This is a genomic window from Asinibacterium sp. OR53 (assembly GCF_000515315.1).
Taxonomy (GTDB): Bacteria; Bacteroidota; Bacteroidia; order Chitinophagales; family Chitinophagaceae; genus Sediminibacterium.
Map to the genome: position 1 here is coordinate 2,213,774 of NZ_KI911562.1, position 18,703 is coordinate 2,232,476.

Sequence of the window (18,703 nt, forward strand, 5' to 3'; positions counted from 1 at the left end):
ATTTTAGAAATTGTATCAAATAATTTTAGAAGAGCACTTTCATAGGAATATTTTTATATTATTGATAATCAACTATTTAATAAATTTTTGAAGCTTGCTTGCTTTTCTTTCTTATAATTTTGTTTCAATAATTTTTAAAAATATTCCAATTTTAATAGACCAATCCTGCTTGAAAGGGTCGATAAGTGGTACTCGCCGGATGTTTTTCTATATTAATGAGGGGAATGCTTATTTCACCTTTCCAAGCAAACATTGTTCAACGATTGTGAGTATGCCATGAGAAAATACTATTTCATCCTTATTTTAACGACTATCGGGTTCCTGACGGGGTGCACCCGCGGTGGAAACAAAGACAACCAGTTCCGGATCGGTTTTTCGCAATGTGTGGGATCGGACCAGTGGAGGAAAAGCATGCTGTTAGGTATGCAGCGGGAACTAAGTTTTTCTCCGAATACCACACTATTATATAAAGATGCCGATAACAGCAGCGAAGTACAGATTGCCCAAATCAATGAATTATTGAAGGAAGGGATTGATCTGTTGATTGTAAGTCCCAATGAAGCCGCACCCCTTACACCGATCATTGAACAAGTATACACCCGCGGAATTCCCGTGATCGTGATCGACCGCAAAACAAGCTCGCCACTTTATACGGCCTATATTGGCAGCGATAATTATGAAATAGGAAAGCGGGTAGGGCAATACACGGCCAATATGCTGCATGGCAAAGGCAATGTGATTGAAGTAACAGGGTTAGCGGGATCATCTCCGGCTATTGAAAGAGAAAAAGGATTTTATGAAGCTTTGAAAGGATATCCCGAAATCAGGATCATTGCTCATTTGCATGGCAACTGGCTGAAGGATAAAGCTTACCGGGAGTTGAGCAACCTTCCGAAAGAAGTAAGGGCATCTGCCGATGTGGTTTTTGCACACAATGATATGATGGCGCTGGGATCGTATGAATGTTTTAAGACAGCGGGTCAATTGAGCAGGGCGCATTTTATAGGTGTGGATGCTTTGCCGGCGACAGGGTTACAATTTGTGTCGGATAGAATATTAAGTGCTTCTGCTTTATATGGCACGGGCGGACAGGAAGCCATTCAGACAGCCATGGCCATTTTGCGTCATGAAGATTTTAAAAAAGAAAACATCCTGAAAACGGTGTTGATCGATTCCACGAATGTGGACCTGATGAAGCTGCAGAACGAAAAAGTCAACAGCCAACAAGCAGATATTGTACGACAGCAAAAGATGATCGACACGCAGCGAAGAATTTATCAGAACCAGAGTGTCACCCTGCTCATCATCCTTGCCAGCCTGATCATTGCGGTGATACTGGCGGCCGTTACCTTTTACTACCTGCGCGAAAATAAAAAGATCGCCAAACGGTTGCGGCAAAAAAACGAAGAGATCATCCGGCAACAACAGCAGCTGATTGAAATGTCCGATAAAGCGGAAGCGGCACATGACGCCAAACTGAAATTTTTTACCAATATCTCGCACGAGTTCAGGACACCGTTGACACTGATATTGGCACCGCTGGAAGACCTGCTGAATAATCCCAAACTCAATTTTGTTACCCGCAACCACTTGAACCTGATCAGGAAGAATGTCATTCGTTTGTTGCGGCTGGTGAATCAATTGATGGATTTCAGAAAAATAGAGTTGGACAAACTGCAATTGAAAGCATCGGAAAACGATTTCATTGGTTTTGTTACCGATATCATGGACGCTTTCAAAGACCTCGCAGCTAAACGGAATATTGATTTCCGGTTACTGACCAAAGAAAAGCAACTGCCTCTCTGGTTCGATGTTAACATGTTGGACAAAGTGATCTTCAATCTTTTGTCCAATGCGTTTAAGTTTACCAGTGATGGCGGATATATACACCTGCACATTGCCCAACAAAACAATAGCCATCATGTTTTGCTCAGGATAGAAGACAACGGTGTTGGTATGAGCAAGGATACCGTGGATCACGCTTTTGAATTGTTTTATCAGGGTGAATATGAAAATTACAAGGGATCGGGTTTGGGGCTGGCTTTGTCGAAAGAGCTCATTGTATTGCACAGAGGTACTATACAGTTGTCAAGTGAAAAATGGAAGGGGAGCAGTTTTGAGATCAGGCTGCCGTTAGGCAATGCCCACCTGGAACCCCAGGAAATGGTGTCAACAGACGCAAATACCCAGGTGCCGTACAACGATGAAAAGATATATACCGAAGAACTGCGCCTGGAATCAATGCCCTTACCCGAATCAACATCGGTTGAACAGGCAAAAGAGCATACCATTCTGATAGTAGAAGACCATGCCGACCTGCGGAATTTCATCACAGCCAAATTATCACCTGCTTATGAAATCATTGAAGCGGATAACAGCCAGACTGCTTTGCAGCAGGCGTTCGATACTATTCCCGACCTGATCATTTGCGATGTGGTGATCCCGGGTAAGGATGGCATCGCGTTGACGAATATCCTTAAATCGGATATCCGTACTTCGCATATTCCTGTAATCCTGCTGACAGCCAAAACGGGTGTGGAAGAACAGATAGAAGGCATGAAGAAGAAAGCGGACTGTTACATTACGAAACCTTTCAACGTGCAATACCTCGAAGAAACAGTGAGCAGTCTGATTGCCAACCGCTCTATGTTAAAAGAGCATTATACCGGCGAATTACCTGCTAACCTGAAAACGCAGGTGGTCAGCAAAGACGATAAAAAGTTTACAACCGCATTCACCGCGCTGGTGGAAGCTAACCTGTCTAACGAACATTTTGATGTGGAAGAAATATGCAGGTCGATGGGCGTTTCCAGGGTGCAATTGTACAGGAAAGTCAAAGCATTACTGGATGTGAATGTAAATGAATACATCCTTCAGAAAAGATTGCAGAAAGCCAAATATCTTTTAAAACAGGAAACAGGGCCGATAGGGGAAGTGGCGTATAAAGTTGGTTTCTCTTCTCCGGCATATTTTTCCACTGTATTTAAATCCCGGTTTGGTATCACACCCAAAGAATTCAGGGAGCGATAGTTCAGAAAGGCAGGCGGAATTTGGTATAGAGCAGATCACCCTTGCCTTCATACAGTATTCCTATTGCACCATCGCCCGTATATACCAGTGAAGAATACCCGAAGAAAGGCCGCTCATCTACCAATATATTGTATTGCGGTAACCATGTTTTGCCTTCATCGAAACTGAACTGGATAGTGAGGTTCCTCCGGCCTTTCTGCACATGTGGGTTTGAAAAAGCCAGTATTTTTTTTCCATGATACATGAAAGAGATCATGCTGCCCATGCAGATAGGATCAATCAGTTGTTTTTTACCCTCTTCTTGATCCTGCCAGTGCTGTCCGAGGTCACTGCTGCGATAAAGACTCCTGTAACCACCACGGTTATCCCGCATATTCAATAAAAGACTGCCATCAGTAGTTTCAATGACTGCAGCTTCTGTAGTATTAGGCAGCACACCTTTTCCTATTTGCCATGTGTAGCCGCTGTCTTTGCTATACGCGATGGTACTGTATACCATGCCTGTTGCATCTTTGAACTGTGCGGGGAATACCAGTGTACCGTTTTTCAGACAGATGCCATTACCCGGGCCCTGGAATGCCAGGCGCCATTCGGGGTTCTTCACCTGGGTAGTGATATTATAGAGGGCTGACCACGTGCTGCCATCGTCTTTACTGGAACTGAGTACCCATTGTCCGCTTTGATCGGGGCTCCATCCGGGACCTGAATGATGAAAAGCGTGGTCTCCTTTACTCCACAAGGCGGCCACCCACAGGGTATTCGTTTTGTTGTCAAATAAGACACAAGGATCGCCAATGCCATTGGTGGTATCCTGTAATTTTTCACGGTGCATAATGATCTGCATCTTACTCCAGGTGCTGCCCTGATCGTCGCTGTAAGACATGCCGATATCTATATTTCCCGGAAGGTCCCATGGCGAACTATAGCGAACATCGTAAACGGAAACAAGCCTTCCCGATGCGGTCATGACAATGCCGGGTATCCGGTAAGTGTGTACGCCGTCCTGCCCTTTGTTTCGGACGATTTTTCCAACGGGTAAACGATGAAGCGGGCTACAGTTTTCATTGAGACTGATTCCGGTATCGGCATCTGCAAACTTCACACGGGAAAAACGTGCGCCGATACTGTCTCCCGCAACGACATGCGCTTGAGGGCCTATGCCAATGACCAGGCTCACTGAATCGTTTTCGGTGTACAAAGTGGGTAGCTTGAAACGTACAATCAAATCGTTTTCCCTGATCCGGCTGCTGTCGAGCAATACAAGAGAATCACAACTGTTGTAACGGCTGTAAAGAAAAACACTGTTGATGCTGCCGGCTGATTTTTTATCGAAAGAGCAATAAATACTATCCATGAAATCAGCCCGCCTGTATCTCATTTCCAATAACGGATCACTTTTTCTGTCCGCAAAAACCGGGTGGTCACCCAAGACCACCCTTAACATCGATACACTGGTATCGCGGGTTTTTACGGAACTGGAATTGCACGTTGAAGCCGTTGCCATGAAACGGATGGTGGTGCAAAACAATGACAGGAAAATGAGGTTCAGGCGGACTGCTTTCATAATGAATAATAGACGGCTTTACCAGCCGGGGTTGTTGATCATGTATTTGTTGGCTTGCAATTCATTGGCGGGGATGGGCATCCACTCGTCTTTTCCTTTTTTGAAGGGAGTATATGAACTGTACTTTTTGAAATTGGGATCGCTGTTTTCCAGGGCTGCGAATCTTGCTGCAAGTTTTCCCCAACGTAGCAAATCATAAAAACGATGCCCTTCATTGCTGAGTTCCAATATGCGTTCCTGTTCAATCGTATTCATATCAGGAGTAGCGGTTATAGGAGGCATGTTCACAGAAGGTCGCTGCCTGACCTGGTTGATGGCAGCTAGGGGACTAATACCGCCGCCGGGTGTTGCACCTCCCTGGATAACGGCTTCGGCATACATGAGGAGTACATCGGCATAGCGGATGTAACGATAGTTGACAGCATTGGCCCGTGTAGAAGCGTTGAACTGCGTTTGGGTAAGGGAAAAATCAATGCCTTTTTTATTGGCAGCAGTATAGTTAGGAGCATATTTTGTGATCAATGCCGCAGGTTGCGACTGGCCTGCAAAACCTGTAACACCCTGTCCCGGGCGTTTCTGAACCGATTGATCGTCGAATATCAATGTACTGAATACCCTGGGATCAATATTCCCGCTTGCATCTACCGATTGCTTGAAAGCATCCAGCACCCAGTTGTGCACAATGGCTTCATTCGCGCCGTTAAAAGCGCCGCAGGGCGCAATACCCCTGCCATCGAACCATACACCCGAACTGGAAGTACCGGGGTTGAAATTGGTATTGACCAGGTCGGCCTTGTATTGAAGTTCAAATAAAGATTCGTCATTGTTACTGTTCACTGCATCAAAATTGTCACCGTAATTGCTCACCAAACGATAGGCGCCATATTTACCCGTAATGATGTCGTTGAATTCACCGGCAGCCTGGGCGTAATACTGGTTTTGATTTTCGATGCCCGCCCTGTAAAGGAATACTTTACCCAAAAGTGCAGAGGCAGATCCGGCTGTTACTCTTCCTGTGTTGGAGCCTGTCCAGTATCCTTTAGATGGCAATAATGACTTGGCAATTTGCAGGTCGGCAATAACAGAATCCCAAACCACGGCAGGGGGGGATTGGGGTTTCAGGTAATCAGCCGCGGTTTTGGGAGTTGCTGTATATAATTTGATATTGCGATAACTCATCAACAGAAAGAAATGGCAGAAGGCCCTCAGGCAATGCGCTTCGCCCAGGTAAGCATTTTTCAGTTTTGCATCGGAAAAATTGATGGAAGGCACTTTCTCCAATACATCATTGGCTGCATACAATGCTGCATACGTGAACTGCCAGGGTTCCTGGCTGGTATAAAACGTACCGTCTACAGTATGCTGACCGATTTTGCCATAATCAGCGCCGGTGGACATTTCATCACCTCTTAACAACCCTGCCCGCTGCCCCTCCAGTGCGTAACTGCGCGGTGTAGTAATGTAACCGTAAATTCCCAAGACGGCAAGGTTAGCGTCCTGTGGTGTTTTATAAAAAGAAGCAACGGATAATTGTGTAGGATTGATGGAATAATCATTCAACTGTTTTTTGCAGGCCACAAAAGGCAGGCTGCAACAGGTCAGCAGCAACAGTGAAAGTGAATATGAACTATTTTTCATCATGATCGGTTTAAAGTTTTGAATTAAAATGAAGCCTGGATGCCAATGATATAAGTCCGGTCACGCGGGTAAGCCCTGATGTCTACACCACGATTAAACAATACATTAGCTCCTGTGCCCCTGCCGTCTGTTCCCTGTCCCGGTAAAATGCCCGCAGCAGAACCTAATTCAGGATCATAGCCGGAGTAATGGGTGAAGGTGAGCAGGTTTTGAACACCTGCATAAAACCTGATGCGGCTGAAAGGCAGCTTCGGGCATTTGTCTTTCAGCAATGAATAACCTGCCTGCAGGTTTTTAAGCCGCAGATAAGAACCGTCTTCAATGTAGTAACTGCTGGGTAATGCATTACCACCGGTTCTGTTGCTGGCCGACAAGCGTGGCTGAGCAGTATTGGTATGTTGCGGCGTCCATGCATCCAATGCATCGGCCGTTTTAGCAAAATCGAGCTGGAAATAATTGGCGTATCTGGTAAGGTTGAAGATCTGGTTTCCATAAGCGCCTGCCAGGTACAGGGTAAAATCAAACGCTTTAAAAGACCCTGAAAAATTCAGGCTGTATTCCAGCTTGGGAAACGGAGTGCCAATCATGGTTTTGTCATTATTATCGATCTTGCCATTGTTGTCCAGATCGGCAAATTTGAGATCACCTGCTTTTTTACCACTGTCCTTTTCAGGACCTGCGGCTACTTCTGCATCTGACTGGTAAATACCTGTTGTACGGTATCCCCAGAAAGCGCCTACCGGCAAACCCGGTTGTGTAATCGTGGGCCTGTCACCAAAAAATGCACTCATCGGATAGCCGTTGATGGGCAGTACATTATCACCCAATGCAATGACTTTGTTCTTCACCTGCGATGCATTGGCTGTTATATTGAATTTGAATATTCCGGTAGTTTTATGATAAGCAAGCGACGCTTCGAACCCTTTGTTTTCAATACTGGCCGAGTTATATACGGCAGAACCTGCAGAGCCGTTATACAGACCCTGTCCGGATGAAGGCGGCGGTGTAAGACTTGCCAGCAGGTCGATATTTTTCTTGTAGAAATAATCCACACTCAGTGTAATCTTGTTAGACAGTATACCGAGATCAATACCAATATTGGATGTTTGCGAAGTTTCCCATTTCAGATTCGAGTTAGCCAGTTGTGTGATGGACCCGTATTGCCGTACATTTCCGAAAATAACCGGCACTGTTGAATTAACGGTAGAGAAATAGCTGTACGGGGGAATGAAATTGGCGCCCAGCTCACCATAGCTGATACGGATCTTTGCCAGTGAAATGAGTTTTGACGAAAAGAATGGTTCATGATGGATGTTCCAGCCTGCGGAAACAGAAGGGAAAATACCGGAACGATTGGTTTCGGCAAACTTGGTAGACTGATCATTTCTTGCGCTGACGGATAAAAGGTACCGGTTCTTGTACCCATAGTTGATACGACCGAATACCGACAGCAGCGCAGAACTGAACTCCTGGCCAGAGGCCGACACATTACCCTGGGGAACAGTAATGGCGTTGTTGGGAAAGTTATTATCGCCGGAAGTAGTAATGATGTTCCTGTTTTTTTCTGCCAGCCAGCTTTGTCCCAGTAATACATCAATATCGTGCCCATTGATTTCTTTTTTATAAGAAAGCAGGTTGTCCAGCGTGTACTGGAAATATTCACCCCTGGTTTCGGTCAGCGATCTTTGCTGGCTGAATTGCGTTACACCGGTTAAATCGGTCAGGGTATAGTTGGGGGTATTATAGCGGGTATTGCTCACGACATAGTTTCCACTCAAACCGAGACTGTATACAAGGCCCCTGGTTATTTCATAACTGGCTTTGATGCTGCCGGTAAGGGTGGTTGTATTTTCCTGCCAGGAAGACAAAGCGCCTGCGGCATAGGGGCTGGACAAATTGATGCCGCCTTTGTCGATATAATAGTTGGAGTTGCCCGTATTGAAACCGTTTGAATTGACCCCGGAACGGGTAAGATCGGGATTGGTATTGGCAATGGTAGGAATGGTGAGTCCGTTATTCAGCGTTGTATATGCGTAGTTGGGTTTGTTCTCATTCCGGTTCACCGAAAACGATTCTTCCAGTTTGAATTTATTGCGTACCTGGGTGGTATTTAACCTGAAATCATACCGTTTGAACTCGCTGTTGACGAGGAGACTTTGCTGGTTGAAATAATTGAAGCTGGAATAAATAGACGATTCTTTCTGACCGCCGGAAAAATCCAATCCCGCATTAAACATAGGTGCATTGCGAAGCCATAACCGCTGATAATCTTCATTGATGGCAGGGTTGAATTGTGCGTCATTGAAAGGAATCCTGGGCGTTCCTGCGGCATCGGAAACAGTATTCATGAGGTCTGCATATTGCCGTGCATTCAGGTAAGACAGCATTTTAGCGGGCGTTTGCAAACCGTAACTGGTATTGAAATTGATCCTGGTTTTACCGGGAGTGCCTTTTTTAGTGGTTACCAACACCACTCCGTTGGCGGCGCGTGAACCGTAGATGGCAGCAGAAGAAGCGTCTTTTAAAATGTCTATGCTTTCAATATCATTGGGATTCACCGAGCTGAGGTCGGTAGCGAATGCACCGTCGATCACATAGAGTGGTGCAACGTTGGTGAGGGAGCTGGCACCCCGGATGACGATGTTCACGGCAGCGCCGGCAACACCGCCATCTGACAATACGCTCACGCCTGGGGTACGCCCCTGCAGCGCGGAAGCAACATTGCCTGTGGTCATTTTTTGAATTTCTTTTGCTGAAACGGAAGCAACAGAACCGGTGAGGTTCCCTTTTTTCTGGGTACCATATCCCACTACTACTACGTCGCCCAGTGCTTGTACTTTGAGTTGTAATGAAACATTCAGTCGTGATTGGTTGTTAATGGGGGCGATGAGCAAAGCGTAGCCGCTGTAGCTGAACAACAATGTGTCGGTAAGCTGTGCTTTGATTGAATAGCTGCCATCGGCAGCAGTTTGAACGCCTGTTTTCTTGTCTTTGATCACGACCGATACCCCTTGCAAAGGTTCTCCGTTGTTTTGTGTGGTAACGCGGCCGGTGATGACAGGGGTTTGTGCAGTCAGTAGGTTGAAGAAGAGAATTCCAAGAGCGGACATGACAGCCCGGAAGAATCCCGTTGTTGGTTTCATAATGGCAAGGTTTCGTAATAAGTATTATGTATTATGTAATACAAATAAAAAACTTTCTCACGTTCTTGCAAATTAAAATAGAAAGAAATATAATGTATTGATAATGAAGCTATTAGGCGATTTTCGACACAAGTATATTAATATAAATATGTATAATGTATTGAAATAACGAGATCATCATATAGGGTGATCATAACATGCCCGGAAGCATATTTTCATCATCCAAAATACTACCTGAACTGAATGGCTTTAACAGGCCTGATTTTCCTGATGAGCCAGGTGGGCAATAAAAGAGAAAGGTAACAAACCAATGCAGTGGTCATACAAACCACTGCAACCTGCACCCAGTTGATCGTGACAGGTGCATACCGTACATAATATGAAGCTTCATCGAGTTTGATGAAATGTGTGTACTGTTGCAGCAGGCAGATGCCGGCGCCCATCACAAACCCAATACCAATACCCGCAAGGGTAATAACAGTAGCATGGTACAGAAACACACGCTGTATCAGCCAGTCGGTAGCACCGATGGCTTTTAGGATACCAATCATGCGGGTTCTTTCCAGCATCAGTATCAGTAAACAAGTGGCCAGGTTGATAATGGCCACCACAGACATGACAATGAAAATGACATTCCTGTTCACATCCTGGATATTGAGCCAATCGAAAATATTGGGATAGATCTCGGGTATGCTCCGGCTCATCCATTCCGGCGGCAGACGATTCAGCAAAGCATCATTGATGGCCGACATGGAATGGTCATCTTTTACAAACAATTCATAGCCGCCGATCTCATCATCCTGCCAACTGTTTACGCGCCTGATCAGCCGCAGGTCGCCGATGATGAACAGTTTATCGTATTCTTCAATACCGGTTTTGTAAATGCCGGCTATGCTCAGCCTGCGGTAAGTTCTGCTGCCGTCGATGGATGAAATGAAATAAACAGTAATGGTATCGTTCAGGTTCACTTTTAATTGCGAAGCCAGTTGTGCAGAAAGCAACAATTCGCGGCTATATAGGCTGTCATTGAAATGTATCCAACGGCCCTCCACGAGGTAAGGCTTCAGCCGGCTGCTGTCATAATTCTCCTCAATGCCTTTGAGCAGCACGCCTTCGATCTCTTTATTTTTTTCCAACACCACCGATTTGGTAGCAAACCCCTGCACTTGTGTTACACCGGGTTGCTGACGAATGATGTTTTCTACTGAAGGATCTTTTTGAAGAGGGGTTTCTTCGGCGACCAGCGATTTCCCGGCCTCATATTTCTGTACACGGATATGCCCCCAGAAGCTGAATACTTTTTCCGACACTTTCTGCTGGAACCCATTTACAAAAGAGAGGGTAATGATCATGGCCGCCACGCTTAAAGCCGTTGCAGCAACCGATAACCGGATGATGAACCTGGAAAATGATTTTTGACGGTTGAAGGCAACACGCTTTGCAATATCAAGGGCAAGACCCAAACGGCATTGATTTTGATTCAGCCAAATCTACGGAGCCGCCTGCAATGCAGCAAAATGAATTGACGGACAGTCCGTTTTGCTGCATCTTTACAACATGAAAAAGTTGCTCCTGGTATTACTGGCCTGGCAGGGTTGTTTTTTGTTGCATGCACAGCGTTTGCCTGATCATGTGTATATGCCGGGCATCAGAACCGTCAAATTATTCCAGCAGAACAACCAGCAGAGCCTGCCGGTTATCCGGCTCAATTCTCCCGACCTGCTGGAGCTGCATTTCGATGATCTCGACGGATATGCGAAGAATTATTTTTACACCCTTCAGTTGTGTAATGCAGACTGGACGCCGGCGGACCTGAGTCCGTTCGACTATATCAATGGTTTTCAGCAAAACCGTTTGTACCAGTATCGCATGTCATCTATCAGTACTACTCCCTATGTACATTACCAGGCCCTGCTGCCCGAACGGAATTGTATTCCTACCCGGAGCGGTAATTACCTGTTGAAAGTATTCCTTAACGGCGATACTTCGCAATTGGCGTTTACCAAACGCCTCATGGTGATGGAAGATAAGATGTCTGTCGGGGCGCGAATGTTACAACCGTTTGATAATGCATTGATACAAACCCACCAAAAACTGCAGTTTTTCATCAACACCCGTGAAATGAATGTGCTCAATGTGCAGCAGCAGGTGAAAGTAGTTGTGTTGCAAAACAACCGTTGGGATGATGCGGTTACCGGCATTCAGCCATCCTTCATCCGTAACAATGTACTGGAGTATAATGGAGAGCGCGATTGTGTTTTTGCAGCCGGGAAAGAATACCGCTGGGCCGATTTGCAGAGCTTTCGTTTTGAAAGCGATCGCGTAGATCATATCGACCAGCGCGAGCGGCCATTTGCCGTATACATGAAACCCGATTTTCAGCGGCAACAACTTCCTTATGTTTTCTTTACAGATCGCAACGGTTGGGACCAGATCAGTGCTACAGAATCGATCAACCCCTGGTGGCAGAGCGATTATGCGCAAGTGAAGTTCACATTGGCGCCGGCGAATAAACAGCCTCTTGCAGGGCGCCGTGTGTATTTGTTGGGTGAATGTACCGGCAACCAGGTAAGCGATACTTCCCTGATGCAGTTCGATGAAACGAATGGCGTATATACCAAGACCCTGTTGCTCAAACAAGGTTATTACAGCTATATCTATGTTACCAAATCTGTTAAAGATCGGGACGAAAGAGCTGCTACCGATCTCACCGAAGGAAATTATTGGGAAACGGAGAACGATTATACCATATTGGTCTACTATCGTTCATTGAGTGGCAGGCATGATGAATTGCTGGGCATCAGCACACTCAATTCACGTACTGCCAGGTATTAGGTATTTAGTCAGGCAGGCGGCTCGTAAGATAGAGATAAGGCAGGATGCCGTGGTGTATGAATACTTTTTGCGGATTATCGGGATATTTCCGGTAATAAGCAGTATCAGCCTGTAAAACAATGTATTGTCCGCAGCGGGCGTAATTCATACTGGGTATATATTTTGGCGGTTCATAACCCGGAAGATATTTCTTTGCCAAGCCTCCTGCAGTTTTGCCCAGGTATCGCTCATATTTTTTTCTTGAGCGGATAGGAGATTTGTTCAGTTGATTGTATACATGACGAATGAACAGGTTCTTGGGAAATTTTTGTTTTTTAATAAGAGGTGAAATATTGCTGAAAGGATTGACAGCGTTGAAATCATCCAGGGTTTGAATAGATACGGGCGTTTCCGGTACCCAATCGGCCTGGTTCACAACCGTCAATCCCCATCCCCCCATGGTCAATCGCTCATAGTCGTACGCAAAATACAGGTTGCCGGGTTTGGGTGCAGCACTTGAATAAGTTTTGAAACGGATATCACTTGGCAGGCGTTTGGTTGATTTTTGATTTTCCAGGTATGCGGTCAACAGGAATGAAATGGTGCCACCCTGGCTATGTCCCAGGATGATGAATTGTTTTGTACCCTTTGCATACAGCGAATCGATCTTCGGCAATATGTCTTTGGAAAGAAAAGCCGTTCCAATAAGCCAGCCCGCATGAACGGCAGCGCGAGGATGATCGGTCAGGTGATAGTTGAAAGTAAAATCGTTGGTCAGTTTGATGCTTCCTGCTGCAGGCACCATAGCTGCATAAAAATTTTCCAACCAGCTGGCATCGTGGGAAGTGGTGCCGCGGATACTGATCACTGCGATGCCATTGGAAGAAGTCCAGAGTTCCCACCGGTTGTCCAGCCCACTCGTTGCAGAAAGATAAATCCTTACAAAATGTTCGGGTGCGGGAATCGAAGCTACTTCAGGGGCATCTGACTGGCGGGCCGAGATCTTCAATAACTCTGTGTATTCGGCTTTGTTGAAGCCGGGTTTTAACAAGATTGTCTGACCTTTGGCATTCAGGTAACAGATAAACAATAGTGAATATATGCAGGTGACGATCTTACGTATTGGCATTGGATTGGATTGTACTCAAATATACCCAATGCTAAAAAAAACGGGAAAATAAACTGTGATGCCTTAGCTTTGCAACTGGCAGGTCTTACACGACCAGCTCCTGCTGAACCTCCCCAGGGCAGGAATGCAGCAAGGATAAGTGGTTGAGCGGTGCGATGTGAGTAGCCTGCCATTTTTTACCCCCTCTACCCCCGATGGGGGCATTTCATTTGAGGGGGAAGCTAATTTTAAACCGCATGAAATTTTTTATCGACACGGGTAATCTTTCCCAGATCAAAGAAGCCCATGACCTGGGTATCCTCGATGGTGTAACCACCAATCCTTCCCTGATGGCAAAAGAAGGCATCAAAGGAGAAGCTGCTATTGCCAATCATTACAAAACCATTTGCGAGCTGGTAGATGGCGATGTAAGTGCAGAAGTGTTATCAACCGATTTCGCTACTATTGTTGAAGAAGGGAAAAAACTGGCGGCCATTCACCCCAATATCGTGGTGAAAGTTCCCATGATCAAAGACGGCGTAAAAGCCATCAAATGGTTTACCGATAAGGGTATCCGTACCAATTGCACTTTGGTATTCTCTGCCGGACAAGCCATCCTGGCTGCCAAAGCAGGTGCCAGTTATGTATCGCCTTTCATCGGCCGTATCGACGATAGTGGTTGGGATGGTATGGAACTGATTGCGCAGATCCGCCATATCTATGATATACAGAATTTCAAAACAGAAATTCTGGCGGCTTCTATCCGCAGTGCACTGCATATCACCAAAGCTGCGGAAGCAGGTGCGGATGTATGTACTTGTCCGCTCGATTCCATCCTCGGCTTGCTCAAACATCCTTTAACGGATATCGGTCTGGCCAAGTTCCTGGAAGATGCCAAGAAAATGTAAATGAATGATATTGATTAATAAAAAAGCCCTCCGCATACGGGGGGCTTTTTATTGGCATGATGATATTATAATTGGATCAGCTTGCCTGCTGCACTGCTTTGCACTGCAGTTTCAATGATCCGCACAACATTGATACCATCTTGTACGGTAACAGGCATCTCTGTGTTTTGGGTGAGTGCATGATAAACGGCTTCATAATATGCATAATAATTACCCTGTAGTGTATGAACCCGTTCCCTGATAATTTTTCCGTTCTTTTCTGTATGCAATAATCCTTCTTCGGATACAGGTTCTATTCCCCAATCGGTTCCGCCCGGCTTTTTATTTTCTATCAGATCCGCTTCCTGTACATCCGCGCGTGTTTTGATAAATGATCCTTTGTGACCGTGCACGATAAAAGAAGGCAGCGGCTCTCTCACCAGGTAACCTGCTTTCAGGCGTACCCGCATGGTTTTATAATAAAGCAATAACTCAAAATAATCATCCACCTGCGATACCGGCCTGGTAATGCGGATATCGGCAAACAGGGCATCGGGCATACCAAAAAGGAACAGGGCCTGGTCAATCAAATGCGGACCCAGGTCGTTGAGCACACCTGCACCGGGACCGGGAATTTCTTTGTGCATCTTGGGACTCAATTCTTCCTTGTACCTGTCGAAATGAAACTCGGCTTCGGTGATATCGCCGAGCCATCCTTCTTCTACTATTTTTTTTACGGTCTTGAAATCACTATCCCACCTGCGGTTCTGGAATACGCTTATTTTTTTATGCTTTTGTGCGGCCAGTTGTTGCAGTTCAATGGCTTCTGCCACGGAAGTGGTGAATGCTTTTTCCACCACCGCATGTTTACCTGCTTCCAATACTTTTTTGGTGTATTCAAAATGCGTATTGGTGGGTGTATTCACAATCACCAGTTCAATGCGCTCATCGGCAAGCAGTTCTTCCAGCGAACGGAAGATGCGAATGCCCGGGTAAAATTCGAGTGAGGCGGATTTTGTTCTTTCCCACACATCATATAATTCAAGGCCGGGATGCAAATGAATGAAGGGGGCATGGAATACCCTGCCCGACATTCCAAAAGACAGCAGTGCGGTTCTGATCTGTTGCATAATATCAATGAATAATGATTCGGTTAAAATTCTTTTTTCTTTTCTTTTGGCAAGTGCTGGAGATCTTTTTGGTAATACTTAGCCCAGCCATTGCTGCAAGCGAAGACCACCGGTTTGCCCAAAAGATGCTCAACCCATACAGGGATTGCAAAATAACGACGATCGGTAAAATATTCGAAGTATTTATGGCTGTCCTCATCGGCTGTACCCAGGATATTGCGGGCTACAAAATCACCGCAGAAGCTGGCCCAGGGAAGCCCCACCACACCCAGTATAAAGTGAATACGCGGATTGGAAGCATCGCGTACAATGGTAGGCAACAGGTCACGTGTGGTATCGATCAGGCCAGGCCAATATTGAATAAAATGCAGGTCGCGCAGAAAAGGGAAATGCGATTTAAAACGTTTGTGCACACCGTCGATCACATCTTCATGGTTCCAGGCTTTGGGAAGAAAAGTCGTAATGGCATTGCCACCGCCAAGTAAAATACGGTTGCCTTCCACCAAACGCCAGTAAGAATATACCAATGTACTATCCCACATCTGCAAGTCATCTCCCGATGGATACAGCTGGTACAATTCCTGGTCATTCAACGGCTCACTGATGCTTAAAAAAGTTTGTGCATGAAATACTTCATCGGCCACTTTGTTGAATTGATGCTCCATTTTATCGATGGCAACAATGATCTGGCCGGCAGCAACAGAGCCGGCATGCGTATATGCTGTATTGCCTTCGATGCGTAACACTTCGGTACTCTCATAAATATCAATACCCGCTTCCTGTAAATGATGCTTCATGCCTTGCAGGTATTGCAGCGGGTTGATGCCATAAGTATCGGTATACCTTACAGCACCTGTAAACCCGGCAGAACCTACCAGGTTGTCCAGCTCTTGTTTATTGTAGAGGGTCTGGTTGGTAAAACCCACATGCTTCCTGCATTTCATCTCATCCTGTACATCCTGCCAGCCGCTTTTGCCAATGCCCATAAAAAGACTGTCCTGCACCCTGAAATCGCAATTGATGTGGTATTTCGTTACATATTCTTTGATCAGTGCAATGCCCTTGACCGGTACTTCCCATATTTCATTCGCTCCCTTCAACCCATAACGCCTCACCAATTGTGATAATTCCAGTTCACTATCGGGTGTGAGAAAACCGGCGCTGCGACCGCTGGAACTACCGCCCAGGATATTTTTCTCAAGCAATACGACAGACAAACCCTTGTTCATCAAAGCCGCTGCTGCACTTACGCCCGACATGCCACCCCCGATGATCAGCACATCGCATTTGCGGTGTGCCTGCAAAGGTTTGCAGAACATATATTTTTCTTCCAATAATGTAGTTACCCACCAGTTTTGAATGATCATGGTATTGCTTTTTTAAAGGCAAATTTGCTCAGGTTGGGTTGATGAGAACGTTTCCGGTTTTGTTCATATTCATATATGATCCTGCCTACTTCTTTAAAGAAAGGATAACCGGTTTCTTCATACTCGTATTTGTCATCGTTCAAAATTCCATCGCGATTAACATATATGACACCAGAGAGCATGAATTCAATTTTTTTCTCGAAGTCAACGATATAAGCTGCATCGGTAAGATAGCCATAAGACCATCCCGTTTTATTAAAGATACGGATATTGGAAGGTATTTTTTGACGGCCATCTTTGAACAGGAAGAATTTGGTATAGCTGTCGAAATAGGTGGTGGTGTCATAGCGTGGATGCTCACTTTCAGAAGGGTATTCCGACATATACCGGTATAAGAGTTGTTCATCCTCATCCGATAAATGGAATCGTTTCGATGCAGGAACCGATTGAGGAAAGAGCACCGACTGAAGTATCTGTTGCAGGTCTTCCAACGGAAAATTGTTGTGCCGCGTGAAATCCATCGGTTGATGAATGAGTGAATCGTGACGGTCGTAAAAAGCATTTCCTACCAATGCCTGCTTACTGTAATCGAATGGAATATCGCTGTATGCGGCAGGTTGTTGATATAGCAATGTTCCATTCTTTTCAAAGCGGATAGCGTTCGTATGACGGTTTTCTTCTTCACTCATAGGTGTAAACCGCCGCACAATGCGTATATCAGGATAACCTTTGCTCCATAAAGTACGGTTGAGTGTTGCCTGTCCCACGAATTCATACAAGCGGTTGTATGCATCATTATCACTGATGAGGAATATTTTTTTGATGTAGTGTTCAACAGAAGGATAACCATCTGCGGAAGAACTATCGCTCCATACGGCAGACTGGGAACTGAAGCTGCTATCGGTTAACATATGTGTTCGCCTGTCAACCCCATATTTACTGAGCGTGCGTAATTTTTCCAACGCCACCAACGCAGTAGGTAGTTTAACTGTAGAAGCAGGATTGAAATACCGGTTACGGTCTACATGCAGGTAATGATTTTTGAAATGAGGCCGGTTGTTGGCGTCGCGGTTGATTTCTGTATAGATGATCTGGTATTGAAAACTGTCGGGATGGTTCAATACCTTTTGCAGCAGCGGTGGCGCTTTACTGTTCAGCAGTTGTTGCAGCCAGGGATCTGTTTTTTCCTGGGCAGGAACGAGGCGGGGGCACAGCAGGAGCAGCAACAGCCAGACAGCTTGTTGTCGGTGGAGAAATAAAATACGCATGATGATGAACTGTTTGCGAACTAAATAGAACTAAATATAAATACAAATTCCGTTTCATGTTTTTTTTGGCATGGCATTTGGAAATACAAGACATGAATCAAACAATATTGTAATGAAAAAGATTATGATGGTAATGGGAGCATTCCTGATGGTATGCTGCTTTACAAAAGCAAAGGCGCAGGTTATGGGAGTAAAGGGCGGTTTCAGCATAGCGGATATATCCAGTACTGGTGGCAATAGCCGTACCAGCGGACATGCAGGTTTGTTTTTCAATTCATTGCTTACAAAATCATCAAGAAATTGGTATATCCAGCCGGAGATATTGTATTCCGGTGAAGGCGAAAGATTCCAGACACCGGTGGGCGACAGGGTGATTGCATTGAGTTATATCAATGTGCCTGTGATGTTCCAATACTATCCTGCCAGGCAGGTTTATGTGGAAGCGGGCCCGCAACTGGGAATGCTGGTAGGCGCGGCCGACAAGGATCCCAGCAGCAAAATAAATGTCATGAGCGATTATAATAAGTTCGCATTGAGTGCTGGCCTGGGAGTGGGGATACAGGCAACGGATCAGATAGGGTTCGACGCGCGATATAATTTTGGTCTTACCAACATTGTAGCCAATACCAATTCCTTGCATTATAGCAATGTGCTGCAGGTAGGGGTTGCGGTGAGGATAAAATAAAACCAGCAGGCAACAACGAATAAACAACAGCAACAACAGGTAAAACAAAGGCCTTACCGATATCGGTAA

12 protein-coding genes and 1 other RNA gene are annotated in these 18,703 nt (G+C 45.5%); 5 read left to right on the top strand and 8 right to left on the bottom strand.

All coding sequences use genetic code 11. The annotated features are described in order from the left end of the window. Positions 1-276: 276 nt before the first annotated feature. Complete coding sequence (locus SEDOR53_RS0109870; protein ID WP_037360992.1) at positions 277-3,030, top strand: substrate-binding domain-containing protein; 2,754 nt, start codon at positions 277-279, stop codon at positions 3,028-3,030. Between the two features lies 1 nt (position 3,031). Here SEDOR53_RS0109870 and SEDOR53_RS17680 read toward each other — a convergent pair whose 3' ends face one another. The 4 genes from SEDOR53_RS17680 to SEDOR53_RS0109890 all read right to left on the bottom strand — a co-directional run bounded on the left by SEDOR53_RS17680 (position 3,032) and on the right by SEDOR53_RS0109890 (position 10,838). Continuing rightward, on the bottom strand, positions 3,032-4,594 hold the full coding sequence (locus tag SEDOR53_RS17680) for an exo-alpha-sialidase (protein ID WP_051416587.1): 1,563 nt from the start codon (positions 4,592-4,594) through the stop codon (positions 3,032-3,034). 18 nt (positions 4,595-4,612) lie between these two features. After that, positions 4,613-6,232: a RagB/SusD family nutrient uptake outer membrane protein gene (locus SEDOR53_RS0109880; RefSeq protein WP_026769576.1), complete on the bottom strand. Its 1,620-nt coding sequence runs from the start codon at positions 6,230-6,232 to the stop codon at positions 4,613-4,615. Positions 6,233-6,255: 23 nt separating this feature from the next. After that, entirely contained in the window at positions 6,256-9,375 is a 3,120-nt protein-coding gene (locus SEDOR53_RS0109885; RefSeq protein WP_026769577.1) for a TonB-dependent receptor, read from the bottom strand. A 230-nt stretch (positions 9,376-9,605) separates the two neighbouring features. After that, positions 9,606-10,838: an FtsX-like permease family protein gene (locus SEDOR53_RS0109890; protein WP_026769578.1), complete on the bottom strand. Its 1,233-nt coding sequence runs from the start codon at positions 10,836-10,838 to the stop codon at positions 9,606-9,608. A 94-nt stretch (positions 10,839-10,932) separates the two neighbouring features. On the opposite strand from SEDOR53_RS0109890, the gene SEDOR53_RS0109895 reads away from it, so the two are divergent. Beyond that, on the top strand, positions 10,933-12,210 hold the full coding sequence (locus tag SEDOR53_RS0109895; RefSeq protein ID WP_026769579.1) for a DUF5103 domain-containing protein: 1,278 nt from the start codon (positions 10,933-10,935) through the stop codon (positions 12,208-12,210). Positions 12,211-12,214: 4 nt separating this feature from the next. Here SEDOR53_RS0109895 and SEDOR53_RS0109900 read toward each other — a convergent pair whose 3' ends face one another. After that, positions 12,215-13,318 carry a lipase family protein gene (locus tag SEDOR53_RS0109900; protein ID WP_051416590.1) on the bottom strand — a complete coding sequence of 368 codons (1,104 nt, stop codon included), beginning with the start codon at positions 13,316-13,318 and terminating at the stop codon, positions 12,215-12,217. Positions 13,319-13,394: 76 nt separating this feature from the next. On the opposite strand from SEDOR53_RS0109900, the gene ffs reads away from it, so the two are divergent. Both ffs and fsa read left to right on the top strand, forming a co-directional pair. After that, positions 13,395-13,493, top strand: an RNA gene (gene ffs / locus SEDOR53_RS18770) — signal recognition particle sRNA small type. Between the two features lie 61 nt (positions 13,494-13,554). Then, positions 13,555-14,205 (top strand): fructose-6-phosphate aldolase, encoded by a 651-nt coding sequence (gene fsa / locus SEDOR53_RS0109905; RefSeq protein WP_026769581.1) that lies wholly within the window; start codon positions 13,555-13,557, stop codon positions 14,203-14,205. Between the two features lie 65 nt (positions 14,206-14,270). On the opposite strand, the gene SEDOR53_RS0109910 is transcribed toward fsa, so the two are convergent. From SEDOR53_RS0109910 to SEDOR53_RS0109920, 3 genes are read right to left on the bottom strand one after another with little or no spacing between them, the layout of a single operon-like run. Further along, complete coding sequence (locus SEDOR53_RS0109910; RefSeq protein ID WP_026769582.1) at positions 14,271-15,314, bottom strand: Gfo/Idh/MocA family oxidoreductase; 1,044 nt, start codon at positions 15,312-15,314, stop codon at positions 14,271-14,273. Between the two features lie 23 nt (positions 15,315-15,337). After that, a complete protein-coding gene (locus tag SEDOR53_RS0109915) occupies positions 15,338-16,681 on the bottom strand; it encodes an FAD-binding oxidoreductase (protein WP_026769583.1) in 1,344 nt (447 codons plus the stop codon). Beyond that, the gene (locus tag SEDOR53_RS0109920; RefSeq protein WP_084220408.1) at positions 16,678-17,949 is read right to left on the bottom strand and encodes a serine hydrolase; all 1,272 of its coding nucleotides are present in this window, start codon (positions 17,947-17,949) and stop codon (positions 16,678-16,680) included. Before SEDOR53_RS0109920 ends, SEDOR53_RS0109915 begins: the two co-directional genes overlap by 4 nt. A gap of 112 nt (positions 17,950-18,061) precedes the next feature. Here SEDOR53_RS0109920 and SEDOR53_RS0109925 point away from each other — a divergent pair, with 112 nt between their 5' ends. Continuing rightward, positions 18,062-18,634 carry a porin family protein gene (locus tag SEDOR53_RS0109925; RefSeq protein WP_037360996.1) on the top strand — a complete coding sequence of 191 codons (573 nt, stop codon included), beginning with the start codon at positions 18,062-18,064 and terminating at the stop codon, positions 18,632-18,634. Positions 18,635-18,703: the final 69 nt, after the last annotated feature.

Coding starts and splice junctions, on each gene's coding strand:
- SEDOR53_RS0109870 (WP_037360992.1), top strand. CDS start 277: ATGAGAAAATACTATTTCATCCTTATTTTAACGACTATCGGGTTCCTG.
- SEDOR53_RS17680 (WP_051416587.1), bottom strand. CDS start 4,594: ATGAAAGCAGTCCGCCTGAACCTCATTTTCCTGTCATTGTTTTGCACC.
- SEDOR53_RS0109880 (WP_026769576.1), bottom strand. CDS start 6,232: ATGAAAAATAGTTCATATTCACTTTCACTGTTGCTGCTGACCTGTTGC.
- SEDOR53_RS0109885 (WP_026769577.1), bottom strand. CDS start 9,375: ATGAAACCAACAACGGGATTCTTCCGGGCTGTCATGTCCGCTCTTGGA.
- SEDOR53_RS0109895 (WP_026769579.1), top strand. CDS start 10,933: ATGAAAAAGTTGCTCCTGGTATTACTGGCCTGGCAGGGTTGTTTTTTG.
- SEDOR53_RS0109900 (WP_051416590.1), bottom strand. CDS start 13,318: ATGCCAATACGTAAGATCGTCACCTGCATATATTCACTATTGTTTATC.
- fsa (WP_026769581.1), top strand. CDS start 13,555: ATGAAATTTTTTATCGACACGGGTAATCTTTCCCAGATCAAAGAAGCC.
- SEDOR53_RS0109910 (WP_026769582.1), bottom strand. CDS start 15,314: ATGCAACAGATCAGAACCGCACTGCTGTCTTTTGGAATGTCGGGCAGG.
- SEDOR53_RS0109915 (WP_026769583.1), bottom strand. CDS start 16,681: ATGATCATTCAAAACTGGTGGGTAACTACATTATTGGAAGAAAAATAT.
- SEDOR53_RS0109920 (WP_084220408.1), bottom strand. CDS start 17,949: ATGCGTATTTTATTTCTCCACCGACAACAAGCTGTCTGGCTGTTGCTG.
- SEDOR53_RS0109925 (WP_037360996.1), top strand. CDS start 18,062: ATGAAAAAGATTATGATGGTAATGGGAGCATTCCTGATGGTATGCTGC.